Origin of the sequence: Treponema paraluiscuniculi Cuniculi A (genome assembly GCF_000217655.1) — a bacterium.
Classification (GTDB): domain Bacteria; phylum Spirochaetota; class Spirochaetia; order Treponematales; family Treponemataceae; genus Treponema; species Treponema pallidum.
The window spans coordinates 366,734-380,913 of the sequence record NC_015714.1 but is presented as its reverse complement, the minus strand read 5'-3'; the positions used below and the strand labels follow the sequence as shown (position 1 = coordinate 380,913).

Genomic DNA, 14,180 nt, shown 5'->3' with positions numbered 1-14,180 from the left:
CTTCGCCGTTTGGTCGCTCGCGTCAGAGCTTGGGCGCCGCCGCCCTTAGCGGCGCGTTCGCCCGCGGCTGAGCCTTTTTCATAAGAGGGTTGCTGCGTAGGCAGCGCGCGCAAATCCGCATGTTCAGCGCAGAGCCATCTACAACTACTCTCACTGCGAGCAGGTTCGGTTTCCACACCCGCTTGCAGTGGTGCATCGACTTACTCACGGCGCACCCGCTGATCGTCCCCTTTCCACACAGTCCACATCTTCTTGCCATCGTTCATGTCTCCGCCGCCGATGATAAAGAAAAGGTCCGCCAGAGTAAAGGCGCGCACGCGCGCTTTATGGCATAATGCTCCCCTGTGCGGTGGTCAACCAACGCAGAAGGAGCGCCCTCATGTGCGGAATTCTCTCCATCGTCGTAAGTATCGCTGTTCTTGCACCGCTGGCAGTTGCAAACACCCTCTGCTACGCACTGTACCGCCCGGGATGCAGATGGGTTAATCACGCGGTATCCACCTGGGGTGCACGGACTATCTTTGCCGTTCTACATACCTACGGAAGACTTAAGTTTTACAGCGACTACACCCACGCTGAGCACCTGCCCACGCAGTACCTTGTAGTCTCAAATCATCAAAGTGTGCTAGACACCCCTGCACTCATGCGTTACTTTGGCTATATTGATGCGCCGAGGTTGCGCTTCGTAGCAAAGCGAGAACTCGCGCGCTTCGTCCCCCTTGTGTCCACCATGCTCAAAAGCGGTCGGCACTGCCTGATAGACCGGCATCAGTCAGGAGCACAGGCGATGCAAGCGCTCGAAACGTTTACACACCACGTCATGCGAGAGCGATGGCTCCCTGTGATCTTCCCTGAAGGGACACGATCAAGAAACGGCGCCCTGCGCATCTTCCACGCCGCAGGCTTCCGTGCGCTCACGGCACGGCTCCCACTCCCCGTAGTTGTATGCGCGTTGGACGGAGGGTGGAACCTACGCCCGTTGCTGAAAATAGGACAGAAGCTTAAAGGAAGCGCTTACCGCGTCAAAGTGCTCGGCGTTTACCCCGCACCCCACAACAAAGACGAACAGCTCTCCCTCCTACGCGAGGCAAAAGCGCTCATTCAAGCGCAGCTAGACGCCTGGCGCTCGGAGACCACCTGTCCTCAAGACGAGTGCCTCACGCGCGCCTCCAAAGACTCCTAGTTAAAGTCACGCGGCCGACGCTCAACACGCCTGCACTTAGGACACTCAGCGATGTTCTTCACCTTTCCGTTATCAACAATAGACTTCAGCACCACCTCTCCCCCGCACGGACAGTTAAAGCGCTGCGTCGCCGCCGCAGTACGCGAATTTTTGCTGGCACCAGCCATTTTCATACCTCCTAGCAGCTCGCTCGCCAGGCTGCATCACATTGTCCTTTTGGTCAAGCGTATAGCGAATTCTAGGGGGAAGACACGACACTCGCCCCGCCTACCGGCGGTACGTACTCTCTGCATCGCGATATAGAACCGTGGAATGAGAAAAAATGGCCTCATATTGACAGAGATTTTTCCTGTTCCCATAATGGCACCCCGGGTGGGGTAGGCGTGGCGCTCACTAAGTCGTTTTTGGAGTCAAGATCAACCGGGGAGCTGTTTGCGCTTGCAGATGAGCTCGGTCTTTGCTTGCCTGAGGACCTTAATCGAAGACTTGTCATTGGCGAGATCCTTGATTGTTACCACAGCGCTCTTGATTTGAACCCTCCATGCGCTCCCCAGTCCCTTGAATCAAAGGGGACTTCGTGTGCCTACAATACCACCGAAATCCATATCCTTGCCCGTGACCCGCTTTGGTTCTTTGTCTTTTGGGATATCCACGAGCAACTCTTTTGCACACTCACCCAGAGTCCTCAATTTAGGTCGTTCTTTCTGCGCGTGCACTCCCTCGGTGGTCATGGCTGGCACACCTCGCTCGATCACTTCGATATTGATGTACCCCTCAAAGACAGGAAGCGTTACGTGCACCTGTCCTTGGCCGACGATACTAATCGCATAGATCTTTGCTGCAAAATGCTCCAACGCGAACGCATCCTTGCTCAATCCAGAGTTGTCACACTCCAGCGCAGCGTCATAGAACGGAGTCTTAACCCCGAGGATCCAACCGGCGCAGAAGTTCTCAGCCTCTGTGGGCTTCCCCTGCTTGAGGAAACCTACCCAAGCACGTCTCTTCCTGTGTGCTCATAAGTGGGACCTTCATGAAGAAAATGCCGGTGCACTCTCTTGCATTTGTTCTCGATTGTAATCTTCCCTTCGTCCGAGGGGCCGGTGCATCTTCTCTCCTCGCTGAATCCCGTTTTTTTCTCGAGATTTCCTATACCTACCTCCCCCTACTCCGCTTATGCGAAACACTCGAACGTGAGCGTGTTCCTTTTAACATCTCCCTCGCTATCGGGCCCGTTCTGTGCGAAATGCTCGCTAACCGCGTGCTTATGGACCGATACCGGCGTGCACTCGACGCACTCATCGAATTCGGAGAACGGGAAGCCATTCGCCTGAGGAACAGTCTCCAAGAGCGCGTGCAAGCTGAAGCGGTGCTTCGGTCTCTTCGCTCTCACCGGGATTATTTTGATCACTGCGATGGGGCGCTCCTTGAGCGCATCAATCACTTTTTCCGCACAGGTTCCATTGAATTACTCGCAACAACGGCAGTTAATTGTTTCTTACCCTTCTACCAAGACATGCCCGAATCTATATCCGCCCAAATCGAAATGGGGCTTATTAATTACCGCAAACATTTTTCCTCAATTCCCCGCGGTTTTTATTTACCTGAACTTGGCTATGCACCAGCGCTTGAGCGCACTATAAAATCATACGGATTCTCGTACACCATATTGGAAACACATAGCTTCCTGTTTGGCACTCGCGTACCCCGACGTGGCATCTTTGAGCCTGCACAGACGTCCAATGGCTTATGGTGCTTAGGAAAGGACCGTGTCGCCACTGCAGAAGTGCATGGCGCCACACATTCCTTCTGTACACAGGCGGTGTACGCAAATACAGAACAAGATGCTGGGTTTATACTGCCTGAAGAGGCTCTGTACCCTTTATTTGAACCACACAAGGAACGCATGGCTACTGGGTATCTGTACCATGCCCGTTCAGGTACGCCGTATGAGCAAGAAAAAGCGCAACGCACGTGTGTCGCTGATGCGCGGGCGTTCGTGCGTAATCGGACAGAAATATTTGAAAAAGTAGTCCACGCAACCGCTCCCTTCGAGGCTATGTCGGTGTGCGTATTCCCTGCATCACTATTTGGAGTTGCATGGGCAGAGGGGATGGATTGGCTTGAAGCCGTATTTCGCACCGTTGCAGAAAGCGCGCAAATGCGCGTGTCCTGTACGGCGGCGCTCACCTGCCCCGCAGTGGGGGTGTCAATCATTGAACCCTTTTTTGGATCTTCACTGGGGGGAGGTTATGCGGATGAGCTTATTAATAGCGCAAACGACTGGATGCATCCTGCAATACAAAAAACCACAGAACGCATGATCGACCTCACAGAGCGCTTTGCACACGACACCGGCTTTCGCGAACGCCTACTGAACATGGCAGCACGTGATGTGCTTTTGTGTCAGTCGCTGTTCTGGCCCCTTTTAGGGAACCATTGTCGCTACCCCGAGTACGCCGCTAGCGAGTGCGCCGACCACCTCAAGGCCTTTACGAGGGTATACGAGGCGCTCGGCTCCGGAGAGGTAAGTGCACAGTGGCTAATGCGGCGCGAACGCGAGCTACCACTGTTCTCTGAAATTAACTTTCGCTTTTTCAGTAAAAAGAAATGACACGTCACCAAAAGGCGATCTCCCCAGAGTAATACGATCGCATCGACCCAGCGCTATCTATGCACAGCGCGCCGTCCGCGGCCAATCCGACAACACGACCCAGAATCGGAGGACGTGTTCCCGCACATTCGCGGAAACAGACGTACTCACCCTGCTTCCACAGACACGACTCAAGCACGCCGATACTCGGCGGCGCCATGACACAGGCATACAGCCGATCCAACAGCACAGGAAGGAAAGCAAACGGATCAGGGCACCGCTCGCCTCCGACAATCTGCGCGAGAGAGCAGGCATGCGACAACTCGGGCGGAAACTTCACCTGCAGGAGGTTACACCCAATACCCACGAGAAGCGCTCCCGCGCGCACCTGGCAGAGCACCCCGGCGATCTTACGATCGCACACCAGGACGTCGTTGGGCCACTTAATGCGCGGTGCGCACACACCTCCGAGGAAGGCCATGTATGCAAGAGCGACCGCATATCCAACACAGAGCGAAAACGCAGGGAAAGCAACACGCCGCAAAACGACAGTACACAAAAGATTCTTTCCCGGCTCCGATTGCCACTTTCTCTGGTCACCACGACCACGTCCAGCAACCTGCTCACCAGCGCAAAAGACGGCACCCTCCTCGCAACCCTGGGCGCGAGACGCAGCCTCATCCATAGTACTAGCAGTCTTGGGAGCAAAATAGACAGAAGCCCCGAAGGGGTTCCTAACAGGAACCAAACACACCGCGACGCACACAAACGGGGAGAACCAAAAGACGACGAGAAATGAGATAACGCACGCGAAAGCACCTTACGCCAAAAACATGCGCCACGATGGAAAGTCCTCCCCATCCTCCACTAATTCTTAAAGGGAAAACGCGGCTTCTCCTCCGCATAGTTAACGCGAAGCCTACGCCCTTCAAACTCCTTCTCATTCAACTCGTTAATAACCAACTCGGCTGATTCTGCGCTTTCCATCTCAACAAAACCAAAGCCCTTCGACCGCTGCGTAAGCTTATCCTTGATTACAGCCACGGACAGCACTTCCCCAAACTGAGAAAAAAGGGAGGCCAATCCAGCCTCAGTGGTGGCATAATTTAAATTACCGACGTAAATCTTTGCGGACATAACACAGAACCTTCGCCGTTCCACGGCAATTGGATTACCCCTCTCCATACGGAGGAGGTTTCGCGAGACTCTTAACGGTGCTATGGGAGTGTCTTATGCATCACACGCGGCCAGAAAAGAATAGTCATGCTTGGTGGATCCTAACATGGCAACCAGACCCCGTCAAGCATCTATCTATATGGCCCGTTCACGCGCCGTACACGCAACAGTGAAGACACACAGACAAAAGGAAGCGTCAATAGCCTGTACCCCGTGCAGGGGTCAGTGCAGATACAAAAGGGGAATATATCTTCCTCTTACACACCAGAGAAACACCCGTCACACCCAACGTCTGCCAACGGCAGCATGTCCCCGAAAAGAATATGTGAGTTGAGAAAGGAAGACCCGTCCAGTCTACATAAACAGTTATTGAAAAACAGCCTAGAAAAAGGCACTGAGCACTGTGACCGGACGACAAAAACCTATGGACAAATTTTCCAATTATTTTGCTTATGCTGCGTCGGTGCAGCACCGTTTTACCGAGCACGCGCCCTCCGCTTGCAAAGCACGTTCCTGATATATACCTCCACTGCTCCTCAGATAGTGTATCTACGTCCACACACTATTTTAGACGCCTGTATTCGCGCAGATGGTGAAGAATACGCTCATGCACAACTTCAATTTCCTCGCGCGCGTCTATCTCAATCACTTTCATTGCAGGGTACAAATGACGGCACTTGCGAAATATAGTTTCATACCCCTTGCGCGCCTTTTCTTGAAAAGACGTGTACTCATACAGTTCCGTTTGCAGCCCACGTGCGGTGATACGCTCAACACATACTTCGATAGGCGCGTCAAAATAAAACACAACTTCAGGAAGCGGAAACTCTTTATTTAATTCATACGCGAAACTACCCGACACCGCCATGCCTTGGTACACCAAACTGGAAAAAACATACCGATCGCAGAGCACTATCTTTCCTTCTGCAAGACAATCGTTAATGCCTCCTGCACCTTCCAAGTGCTCGTGTCTATCTGCGGCAAAGAGCAATCCCAATGCCTTAGAGCTCATGATCACACGCTTTTGCAGTACATCCCGAATGAGGGTGCCAATCTCCCCTCCGGTAGGCTCTTGAGTAAAGACCATGTCCTTACGGGCCTGAAAATGGCGTTCGAGCGCACGCAACTGTGTACTCGTGCCTGTGCCATCAATACCTTCGAATACAACAAAGTTATGCAGAATATTCATCTGTGCCCTCTCCGTGTTAGCTTTCCTCTAAAAAAAGTGCAGCATGTACACCCGAGGAGAAAGTGCAACGCGCACGTGTACACCGCCTTGCAGAATAAGACAGCGTACCGCAAAAACCAAACCGTCGTCCTGCGTACCAAAGTTTCCTGCACAATCCGTGCGCGCCTCATTCTCCCTCCTTGCGAAAATATCTTCACTCCATCACCAACTGTCGGACCAATACATTGTCCCCACGGCGCAAAACTGTTACCGTAGGCGCGACTATGAACGCGCACGCTGCACTTACCCTGTACACTGACGGCGCCTGTCTGGGAAACCCGGGTCCGGGCGGGTGGGCGTTTGCTCTGGTGCCCTCAGACGTACCCTTCCTAGAAACCGGACAAACCGCACCGGAAGCTGCCGCATTCACTAGAAGCGGCAGCGCCTACCCGAGCACAAACAATCGCATGGAACTGTGCGCGGTCATCAACGCACTGCAAGAGGCACACGGACGCGCTGCAGAGGCGGTGGTGGTGGTCACCGACTCCCAATACGTACGCAAAGGCATCACCCAGTGGATCCATACCTGGAGACACAACGGCTGGAAAACGGCTGCCAAACAACCGGTCAAGAACAAGGATTTATGGGAAGCGCTCAGCGCACTCGCTGACACCCTATCCGTCGAGTGGCGCTGGGTAAAAGGACATGCAGGAGACCCGTACAACGAACTGTGCGACCGGCTAGCCACCGACGCTGCGCGCCGCGCTGCACAAAGCACTGCGGACCGTCCCTAGTACGGGTCCAGGGACATACTGTTTAGTAAATCGCGCAGGGCTACAATCTCTGCACGCGTAAGCGTTACCCCCTTTCCCATCTTGCTCTTGTCTGGGGACCACGCGCGGATATCATACTTCTCTGGCCGGCCATTCCAAGAAATAGACTTCAGTTCGAGGGACCAACCATTCCCCGATGTGGAAAGCGTGCCCCAGTTGCGCGTCACTTCATAGTGAAAATCGTCGTTCACCACACCTCCTTCCTTTTCTCGCATCGAAACACACCACCGAATTAACAGACAGACGGAGACGTCGCCCCACCGAGAAAAATTACACGTCAGAAATTGACCGCACGCCGTGCATTATAGGGCACAATGCGTGCACTCGCGCATACCCACGTCGCTCTCTAAGAAACAGGCACGAAAAGTGTCCCCCGCGCATCCCCGCGCATAAGGCTCAGGATCGGATCCGGATGGCGCCCGTTTGCCAGCACCAGAGGAATTCCCGCCCTCGTGACAAGACGCGCAGCATCCAGCTTTGTAGCAATCCCACCCGTACCAAAGACATTGGAAGAGCCCATGCTCGTTTTACCCACAAGCGCTGACACGTCCGTCACCAGAGGAACGTGCTGTGCATCTGTGTGTGCCTTTGGGTCTTTGTCATACACGCCGTCAATGTCACTCAACAAAAGCAAAAGATCTGCCTGCCACAACAGCGCTACAAACGCGGACAGACTGTCATTATCTCCAATCCTCTTTTGAGGTGATAGGGACACCCGCCGGTCGGCGGGTACAGAGGGGACGTCGCTGCAACAGAGCGCGTCATTTTCATTAAGGATAGGTACTACCCTGCGCTCGAGCAAAAAGGACAACGTGTAGCGTACCTGCGCCGCGCGGTCCGAGTCAGTAAAATCCTCCTTCGTACACAGAAACTGGCCCACGCACTGCTGGTGCGCTGCAAACGCAGAACGCCAACGACTTATCAACTCCGCCTGACCCACCGCACACAACGCCTGTTTGCAGGACGCACCATCACCCGGAATAACGCCGCGCGATTCGTGACGCTCTAAACCCGCCCCCTGAGGAGGAGATGAAAGGCAATGGAGCGTAGAAATCCCTGCAACCTGAGCGCCAGACGACACCACAACTATCTGCTTGCCGTCACGCATCAGCGCCGCACAGGCGCGAGCACACTCCGCCAAAAACTCCTCATCAGGAGTACCATCTGCCTGCGCAAGCGTATTTGACCCAATCTTTATCACAATTTTTTTTGCCGCAGCAAAAAGCGCACGGATCACGGACGCACCTGCCCCTCTCCATCAATCAGATATTTTGAAGTAGTCAGTGCACACAAACCCATCGGACCGCGCGCGTGCAATTTTTGCGTACTGACCCCAATCTCTGCTCCCATGCCAAACTGCCCTCCGTCGGTAAACCTACTTGAAGCATTGACATATACACAGGCAGCATCTACTTCCTGATGAAAACGACGCGCACGGGCACGATCGCGCGTGACAATAATCTCTGAATGTTTCGTAGAATGACGAGCAATGTGCCTGAGTGCTTCTTCAAAGTTTGGCACCACCCGCACGGATACCTGATAGTCCAGGTATTCCCGATCCCAGGTCTCTGTCTGCGCATGAAAAACATTTTTTCTCGCGCCCCTTTCTGTGAGAAGGGAGAAAGACTCAGCATCACAAAAAAAATCCACACCACCGGTCTTGCGCGTAGTCTCCTCGTAGGTGGCAAAAATCTCCTGTACACGGTGCAAAAAAGGACGCGCAACCGCACAATGCACCAACAGCGTTTCGACTGAATTGCATGCGGCCGGTTTTTGCAACTTCGCGTTTTCTGCAATCTGCAGCGCCACATCGATATTCGCACTCTCATCTACGTATAGGTGGCACACGCCGCATCCGGTTTCAATAACTGGCACGCGGGCGCCTTCCACGACGCGCCGGATAAGCGCTGCCCCCCCACGAGGAAATACCGCATCGATAAAGCCGCGCGCGCGGAGGATATGATCCACATCACCATATTTTTCCTCCAAAACGGGAGGAACAGCCACCGCGTCCACGACACCATGCGCTTTCTTCAAACCCACGTGAATTGCGCGCAAAAGCGCGGCATTTGAATAACTCGCTGCAGAACCTGCGCGCAGGAGCACCGCATTGCCGCTTTTGTACGCAAGTGCAAACGCATCTACGGTCACGTTGGGCCGAGACTCGTAGATGACAGCCACCACCCCTAGAGGAACACGTACCTTCCGGATTTCCAGTCCATTCGCAAGAGTGTACCCTTCTATAATTTCCCCGATAGGATCCCGCTGAAGCGAAAGAACAGTCAAAGACTGCAACATATCCTCAAGAAGGTGTTCACTCAGCGCGAGCCGGGCGACAAGCGGTGCGGCAAGACCCGCCTCACGCGCCCGCGCAAGATCCTGCGCATTTGCACGCAGGATATCCTCCCGCTGCGCATGTAGCGCATCGCGCACAGCGCGCAGGGCACCGTCCTTCTCCGCAGCGCTACAGACCGCCAACCGAGCAGCAGCAGCGCGCAACCGCGCGTAGACCTCTACCATAATGGGGTATCTCACTTAAGGCTTAAGAGAAAATTTTACTCGAACGCGACGCCCCCTCTTTTACCGCACAGCACCGCGCAAGAGGCAAGAAGTGGACCACACGCTCCCAACACCTCGCCCGGCTTATCCCCTATAACGGCGATTCTGTCAAGGGCACACGGCACAGAAACTGCCCTTGCCGTGAGCATCTTGCCTGTGCTAGCATGTCGCGCATGAAAATCGCAAATGAGTGTGTGGTGAACATCGAGTACACCCTGCGAGATGACACGGGGGAGATCATCGATTCTTCCGACGTGATGGGTGCGCTCGAGTATGTTCAGGGGCACGGCATGATCATTCCTGGCCTCGAGACCGCCTTAATTAACCGAGAAGAGGGGGAGGAGTTTTCAATAACCATTCCTCCGGTAGGGGCGTATGGAGAGGTGCAGGAGGACTTGCGCATGACAGTGGGGCGAGATCAATTTCCTCCAAACGTGCCAATAGAGGTGGGCATGCGGTTTGATGCAGGAAGCGGGGGTGACAGTCGACCGGTGACCGTCACTGACGTGCAAGGTGAAACGATTATTGTAGATGCAAATCATCCCCTCGCGGGGAAGACGCTCCACTTTGAGGTGGCTGTGCGCTCTGTGCGAGAGGCGACGGACGATGACTTAGCTGCACTTCTGTTTCGGGAAAGCACCAGCGGCGGTGGCTGTGGGAGCGGCGCGGGAGGGTGCGGCTCGTGCGGAGCAGGCTGCCACTAGACGTACGCGATGAGTTAGTGTCGCTTTTAGGCGGCATGTGTTTTTTTCTCTCTACGGTTGAACACGTCATTCCAAAGCCGCTGCCTTTCTTTCGCGTGGGGCTTGCGAATTTGCCGCTGTTGATCTCGCTGGATCTGCTCCCTTTTTGTGCATACGCGCGTTTAGTGTTCCTGAAGGTAATAGGGCAGGCTCTGGTGAGTGGGACGCTCTTTTCTTATGTATTTGTCCTCTCGCTTGCAGGGAGCACCGCTTCAGGTGCGCTCATGTATGCGCTGCGGTTCGTCCCGTGCCGGTACCTTTCGTGCGTGGGGATAAGCGTGATGGGTGCGTTCTGTTCAAACGTGATACGGCTTACGCTTGCTCGGGTGCTCGTTTTTGGCGCGGGGGTGTGGTACGTACTCCCGCTATTTTGCGCGCTGGGGGCAGTGAGCAGTACCTTACTCGGAGCGCTAACCGGCCACTTTCTTTCCCACTCCCAGTGGTACGCGCACCTGCAGAACGCGGCATACGGACAACAAGACACCGCACCGCCTGCGTCTCTTTTTTTCCCGGTACAGGCGGGGTGTGAATGCACGGCGCCGTGTTCAGAACACGGGCTTAGGCCGCGTGTGCTGCGTTATGTACGGATGGGGACAGGACTCCTGCTCCTGTTGATACTGCTGTGTGTGCCGCGGCTAAGCGTGCAGGCGTCCGTGTGCGGGATCGCACTGCTGCTCTATGCGGCAACAGGGGGGCGCATCCGCTGGATGACCTTGGCAGGGCTGTGGGTGGGAACGCTCGCCTGCTACCTTAGACCGCCGGTTGGACGCGTGTGGGCAACGGTGCTTGGGGTCCCCCTGACGAGCGGTGCGCTTTCGGCAGGAGCGCGCCAGGCCTGCATGGCCTCGGGGATGGTATACCTTTCAAAGTGGATACTGCGCGTGCCGCCGCACCTGCCGGGAAAGTTCGGGCAGACGGTCGTCCACGCGCTTTCGCTCATGCACCGGCTGAGCTCGTTCAAGCTGCGCGGCGCACGACGGAACGCTACACAAGAAATCGACCGCATTCTTCTCGCGCTCTGGGCAACCCGACAGCGAACGCCAACGCGCCGCTAAATCCGCCCCCCCCCCGCACGCTATATTCGAAAGGTAGGACCGGCCCGCAGCGTGACCGGGAGAATGAGACAACGCGTGGTGTCGCTCAAAAAGTAATTCACCGCCTTCTGCGCAATCCAAGCGCTCTGCGACACAATCCAACTGAACCCCTCGGCAACAACGGTCAGAGCGAGGGTAATAAACCAGCCCAAATCCAATGCCTTGATAATCCCTTCGCTAATAAGCTTTTGCCGCAGCGCAACGAGCGCCACGCGCTGCACCGTTTCTGCAGGTAGCTTACCTGCTAAAAAGCGGGTGTTAGGGTTGAGCGGAAAGTCCACCCCGCCGCTCACACTCAAGGCAAAGCCCCACCACTCAGAAATCAAGTGCTGGAACGACACCTGCGCGGCAACACCAAACGCGTGGTCGCTCGACACAATCACATCCATCCCAAGCAAGGGGATGAGGCTGAACGCTCCCCACCGAAAGGCATAGCCAAAGAGCGCCTGAGTTTTCAGCATTATACGGGTCAGGGCCGCGTCCACCGTGCAGGCGAAGGCAAACCCGCCGTCTGCCACCACACATACGCCGCCGCCAATGCTTGGAACGTGTATGTGCTGCCCCTCAATGTCTTTCCCCACGGCGTAGAAACGCCCATACCCCAGATGCGAGGAGAAGAACACGTCCGCGCAAAAACAGCGCGCGGCACAGACCACCACGACAATGCCCAGAAACACACGCCTTCCGTTCATCTGTTCGCACCCCCCTTCTCACCGTACCCCCCCCCCCGTCCGGAGAAAGAGGCAGAGCCCACTCCATTTCATTTCCGCACACGCCCCCCGAATGCCAACTCCCTCACACCTTGTATACCCCCCCCAGGCGAACAACCACCGGGACCAACATGCTGTACTGTGAGCCTTTCAGCAGAAAATTTGCTATCAAACGCGTTACAAATCCAGCCACTTTTCCCACGGTATCCCCGAGCCACGAAGAAAAAGAATTCCACCAGGGGAGACCTGATATCCAGGCATTAGCCAGTCCATGCGTCACTGCATGCGTGATGAGAATCTTCGCTAACTCCGGCGTTCCCACCCGCATCAGGTAACGCAGGTTACTGTTCACCGGAACATCCACCCCCGCGCCTATGTTCAGATCCAACCCGACCCAATCATTGAAGAAATACTGAAAGTCAAGCGACAGAGCCACCCCTGCGGCGTGGTCGTGCGACGCAAGGAAACTGCCGCCAATGGCAGGCGTAAAGCGGAACCTGCCCACCTCAAACGCGTACCCCAGCAGCGCCTGCGCGCGAAACATGAGCTGCGTCAACGCAGTCTCCACATTGAACACCATCGCAACGCCTGAAGACGTTACCACGTCAACCCCTAGTCCCGTCATCGGAACATGTTTGTAGTAGGAGTCCTTTATCTCGTTCCCATATATCCCAAAGTGCCCATACCCGATCCGAGAAGAGATAAACGCTTGAACGCAAAAACACGGCCCGGCACACGCCGCCACCGCACACACTGCCATGAACCTTCTCACCGGCACAATACACACCCCACGCCTTCCGCCCTGTCTCCTCTACCATCATTCCGGAAACGGAAAGCAATTAGGGGCAGGCTAGCAAAAGAAATAAACGCACGTCAAGGCGCCGGATGCTCCGCACCGTCTCCCTCGCTCGGCCCGGCGTGCCCCGCAAGGGGTACCCTCCCTCTACCGCAGTTTGAACAAAACCCCCAAAAGACCAATCGTGAGCAGTCCCTGTAAAATCATAAACCTCAGCAATACCTGCGCCGTAGACCAGTGCCAATTCTCACGCATGTGATCATGGAGCGGAAAGCGCACCCGGCTCAGGATCCGCACATGAAAAAAACGCAACAACACCACTTTTAGAAGCCCCGTACCCCCATTCACCAAAATAACACCGCTTGTCATCAACAGCAAAAATGGATTGCCCGAGATCAACACCAACACCCCAATGAAAAACCCCAGCGCACGGGAGCCTGCGTCTCCCATCAACACCGTACTAGGGTGTGCATTACGCCACACATACCCCATCAGCGCCCCGGCAAGTGCAAAACTCATCAGTGCCCATTGCGCACCATCCACTACAAACGGCACCAGTAGGTACTGCGCCGCACGCACATTTCCCAACAAAAAGTAAAAAATCGTACCCATCGAAAGAAGCGCCATCAACACCAACGCTCCCGAAAGCCCGTCAACCCCGTCTGTGCAATTGGTTGCGTTAATTGACATCCACAAAATCACCACCGAACCGGCAAAAAATAAAAAAGGAGAGACGAGCACCGGATCTGAAAAAAAAGGAAACCACCAGAACACCTGATCGTGAAAATAAAAATGACCCAACAGCGCTGCTGTCAGCACCGCAAACAAAAAGTCCAACGCGCCCTTGCGATACTCCCCCCAGCACACCTGCGCGCAATCGTCTAAGTATCCGGTGAGCATCACCCCCCACGTCAGCAGCAATACAAGCGCATGCACAAAACCCGGACGCATAAGCAGGTACACTAACAACACAAAGACGGACACAAAAATCACTCCCGCCCCTGTGGGTTTACCCGCTGCTTCCTGTGCACACGGCGCAAACGCACGCCCCCTGTCTTGGGGCAAAAAGCGATACGCACTGGGCAACACCCCATACGTAAAAAAGAATCCCGCATACAGGGCAATCCCCATCAACACCGCATAAGATTGCAACAGACGAAACGGCCCAAAGTACACGTGAAGATACGACAACACCGACAACATATAGCAGCGATCATAACGGAAAAAAATTAACCCCATCAACTACTACCGGTGCTCCTTCCTGTTCTCCTCCCTTGCCCTCTCCTGCTGCATCCTTCTCGCTCAGGGACTAGCACAAGGCACAGTGC

17 protein-coding genes and 1 pseudogene are annotated in these 14,180 nt (G+C 55.0%); 7 read left to right on the top strand and 11 right to left on the bottom strand.

The features are described from left to right. Positions 1–22: 22 nt before the first annotated feature. The gene (rpmB, locus tag TPCCA_RS05275) at positions 23–208 is read right to left on the bottom strand and encodes a 50S ribosomal protein L28 (protein WP_235214120.1); all 186 of its coding nucleotides are present in this window, start codon (positions 206–208) and stop codon (positions 23–25) included. A gap of 171 nt (positions 209–379) precedes the next feature. On the opposite strand from rpmB, the gene TPCCA_RS01765 reads away from it, so the two are divergent. Next, entirely contained in the window at positions 380–1,183 is an 804-nt protein-coding gene (locus TPCCA_RS01765; RefSeq protein WP_013945022.1) for a lysophospholipid acyltransferase family protein, read from the top strand. Here TPCCA_RS01765 and TPCCA_RS05485 read toward each other — a convergent pair. Next, positions 1,180–1,356 (bottom strand): hypothetical protein, encoded by a 177-nt coding sequence (locus TPCCA_RS05485; protein WP_013945021.1) that lies wholly within the window; start codon positions 1,354–1,356, stop codon positions 1,180–1,182. The two genes, TPCCA_RS01765 and TPCCA_RS05485, sit on opposite strands and share 4 nt — an antisense overlap. A 210-nt stretch (positions 1,357–1,566) precedes the next feature. Here TPCCA_RS05485 and TPCCA_RS05270 point away from each other — a divergent pair, with 210 nt between their 5' ends. Together TPCCA_RS05270 and TPCCA_RS01755 are read left to right on the top strand one after the other, a co-directional pair. Next, positions 1,567–2,202: a DUF4912 domain-containing protein gene (locus tag TPCCA_RS05270; RefSeq protein ID WP_013945020.1), complete on the top strand. Its 636-nt coding sequence runs from the start codon at positions 1,567–1,569 to the stop codon at positions 2,200–2,202. 11 nt (positions 2,203–2,213) lie between these two features. After that, a complete protein-coding gene (locus TPCCA_RS01755) occupies positions 2,214–3,794 on the top strand; it encodes a 1,4-alpha-glucan branching protein domain-containing protein (RefSeq protein WP_013945019.1) in 1,581 nt (526 codons plus the stop codon). Between the two features lie 4 nt (positions 3,795–3,798). Here the strand turns inward: TPCCA_RS01755 and TPCCA_RS01750 are convergent, their stop codons facing one another. Both TPCCA_RS01750 and TPCCA_RS01745 read right to left on the bottom strand, forming a co-directional pair. After that, the gene (locus TPCCA_RS01750) at positions 3,799–4,458 is read right to left on the bottom strand and encodes a biotin--[acetyl-CoA-carboxylase] ligase (RefSeq protein ID WP_013945018.1); all 660 of its coding nucleotides are present in this window, start codon (positions 4,456–4,458) and stop codon (positions 3,799–3,801) included. A 182-nt stretch (positions 4,459–4,640) separates the two neighbouring features. Continuing rightward, positions 4,641–4,910 (bottom strand): RNA recognition motif domain-containing protein, encoded by a 270-nt coding sequence (locus TPCCA_RS01745; RefSeq protein WP_013945017.1) that lies wholly within the window; start codon positions 4,908–4,910, stop codon positions 4,641–4,643. 252 nt (positions 4,911–5,162) lie between these two features. On the opposite strand from TPCCA_RS01745, the pseudogene TPCCA_RS05265 reads away from it, so the two are divergent. Further along, a pseudogene (locus TPCCA_RS05265) lies at positions 5,163–5,545 on the top strand (hypothetical protein). Here the strand turns inward: TPCCA_RS05265 and tmk are convergent. Next, entirely contained in the window at positions 5,512–6,138 is a 627-nt protein-coding gene (gene tmk / locus TPCCA_RS01735; protein WP_010881802.1) for a dTMP kinase, read from the bottom strand. The pseudogene TPCCA_RS05265 and the gene tmk sit on opposite strands and share 34 nt — an antisense overlap. Positions 6,139–6,401: 263 nt before the next feature. Between tmk and rnhA the strand changes: the two genes are divergently transcribed. Further along, entirely contained in the window at positions 6,402–6,911 is a 510-nt protein-coding gene (gene rnhA / locus TPCCA_RS01730) for a ribonuclease HI (RefSeq protein ID WP_013945014.1), read from the top strand. On the opposite strand, the gene TPCCA_RS01725 is transcribed toward rnhA, so the two are convergent. The 3 genes from TPCCA_RS01725 to TPCCA_RS01715 form a co-directional block, all read right to left on the bottom strand. Beyond that, positions 6,908–7,165 carry a YdbC family protein gene (locus TPCCA_RS01725; RefSeq protein ID WP_010881800.1) on the bottom strand — a complete coding sequence of 86 codons (258 nt, stop codon included), beginning with the start codon at positions 7,163–7,165 and terminating at the stop codon, positions 6,908–6,910. The genes rnhA and TPCCA_RS01725 overlap by 4 nt on opposite strands. Positions 7,166–7,296: 131 nt before the next feature. Beyond that, the gene (proB, locus tag TPCCA_RS01720; protein ID WP_013945013.1) at positions 7,297–8,187 is read right to left on the bottom strand and encodes a glutamate 5-kinase; all 891 of its coding nucleotides are present in this window, start codon (positions 8,185–8,187) and stop codon (positions 7,297–7,299) included. Then, complete coding sequence (locus TPCCA_RS01715; RefSeq protein ID WP_013945012.1) at positions 8,184–9,470, bottom strand: glutamate-5-semialdehyde dehydrogenase; 1,287 nt, start codon at positions 9,468–9,470, stop codon at positions 8,184–8,186. The genes proB and TPCCA_RS01715 overlap by 4 nt, the downstream gene beginning before the upstream one ends. Positions 9,471–9,682: 212 nt before the next feature. On the opposite strand from TPCCA_RS01715, the gene TPCCA_RS01710 reads away from it, so the two are divergent. Both TPCCA_RS01710 and TPCCA_RS01705 read left to right on the top strand, forming a co-directional pair. Further along, positions 9,683–10,213 carry an FKBP-type peptidyl-prolyl cis-trans isomerase gene (locus TPCCA_RS01710; RefSeq protein ID WP_013945011.1) on the top strand — a complete coding sequence of 177 codons (531 nt, stop codon included), beginning with the start codon at positions 9,683–9,685 and terminating at the stop codon, positions 10,211–10,213. Next, positions 10,192–11,307 carry a Gx transporter family protein gene (locus TPCCA_RS01705; protein ID WP_245522181.1) on the top strand — a complete coding sequence of 372 codons (1,116 nt, stop codon included), beginning with the start codon at positions 10,192–10,194 and terminating at the stop codon, positions 11,305–11,307. The genes TPCCA_RS01710 and TPCCA_RS01705 overlap by 22 nt, the downstream gene beginning before the upstream one ends. Before the next feature lie 20 nt (positions 11,308–11,327). Here TPCCA_RS01705 and TPCCA_RS01700 read toward each other — a convergent pair whose 3' ends face one another. From TPCCA_RS01700 to TPCCA_RS01690, 3 genes are all read right to left on the bottom strand, one after another. Next, positions 11,328–12,038 (bottom strand): DUF2715 domain-containing protein, encoded by a 711-nt coding sequence (locus TPCCA_RS01700; protein WP_013945009.1) that lies wholly within the window; start codon positions 12,036–12,038, stop codon positions 11,328–11,330. A gap of 103 nt (positions 12,039–12,141) precedes the next feature. Next, a complete protein-coding gene (locus TPCCA_RS01695; protein ID WP_013945008.1) occupies positions 12,142–12,843 on the bottom strand; it encodes a DUF2715 domain-containing protein in 702 nt (233 codons plus the stop codon). Between the two features lie 156 nt (positions 12,844–12,999). Beyond that, positions 13,000–14,091, bottom strand: a complete 1,092-nt coding sequence (locus tag TPCCA_RS01690; RefSeq protein WP_013945007.1) for a phospho-N-acetylmuramoyl-pentapeptide-transferase — start codon at positions 14,089–14,091, stop codon at positions 13,000–13,002. Between the last annotated feature and the right edge of the window lie 89 nt (positions 14,092–14,180).

Bases quoted from the DNA above. Each gene is read 5' to 3' on its own strand.
- TPCCA_RS01700 (WP_013945009.1), bottom strand. From the start codon at position 12,038: ATGAACGGAAGGCGTGTGTTTCTGGGCATTGTCGTGGTGGTCTGTGCC.
- rnhA (WP_013945014.1), top strand. From the start codon at position 6,402: ATGAACGCGCACGCTGCACTTACCCTGTACACTGACGGCGCCTGTCTG.
- TPCCA_RS01710 (WP_013945011.1), top strand. From the start codon at position 9,683: ATGAAAATCGCAAATGAGTGTGTGGTGAACATCGAGTACACCCTGCGA.
- TPCCA_RS01715 (WP_013945012.1), bottom strand. From the start codon at position 9,470: ATGGTAGAGGTCTACGCGCGGTTGCGCGCTGCTGCTGCTCGGTTGGCG.
- TPCCA_RS01750 (WP_013945018.1), bottom strand. From the start codon at position 4,458: ATGGATGAGGCTGCGTCTCGCGCCCAGGGTTGCGAGGAGGGTGCCGTC.
- TPCCA_RS01745 (WP_013945017.1), bottom strand. From the start codon at position 4,910: ATGTCCGCAAAGATTTACGTCGGTAATTTAAATTATGCCACCACTGAG.
- TPCCA_RS01765 (WP_013945022.1), top strand. From the start codon at position 380: ATGTGCGGAATTCTCTCCATCGTCGTAAGTATCGCTGTTCTTGCACCG.
- tmk (WP_010881802.1), bottom strand. From the start codon at position 6,138: ATGAATATTCTGCATAACTTTGTTGTATTCGAAGGTATTGATGGCACA.
- TPCCA_RS01725 (WP_010881800.1), bottom strand. From the start codon at position 7,165: ATGCGAGAAAAGGAAGGAGGTGTGGTGAACGACGATTTTCACTATGAA.
- TPCCA_RS01755 (WP_013945019.1), top strand. From the start codon at position 2,214: ATGAAGAAAATGCCGGTGCACTCTCTTGCATTTGTTCTCGATTGTAAT.
- TPCCA_RS01690 (WP_013945007.1), bottom strand. From the start codon at position 14,091: ATGGGGTTAATTTTTTTCCGTTATGATCGCTGCTATATGTTGTCGGTG.
- TPCCA_RS05485 (WP_013945021.1), bottom strand. From the start codon at position 1,356: ATGAAAATGGCTGGTGCCAGCAAAAATTCGCGTACTGCGGCGGCGACG.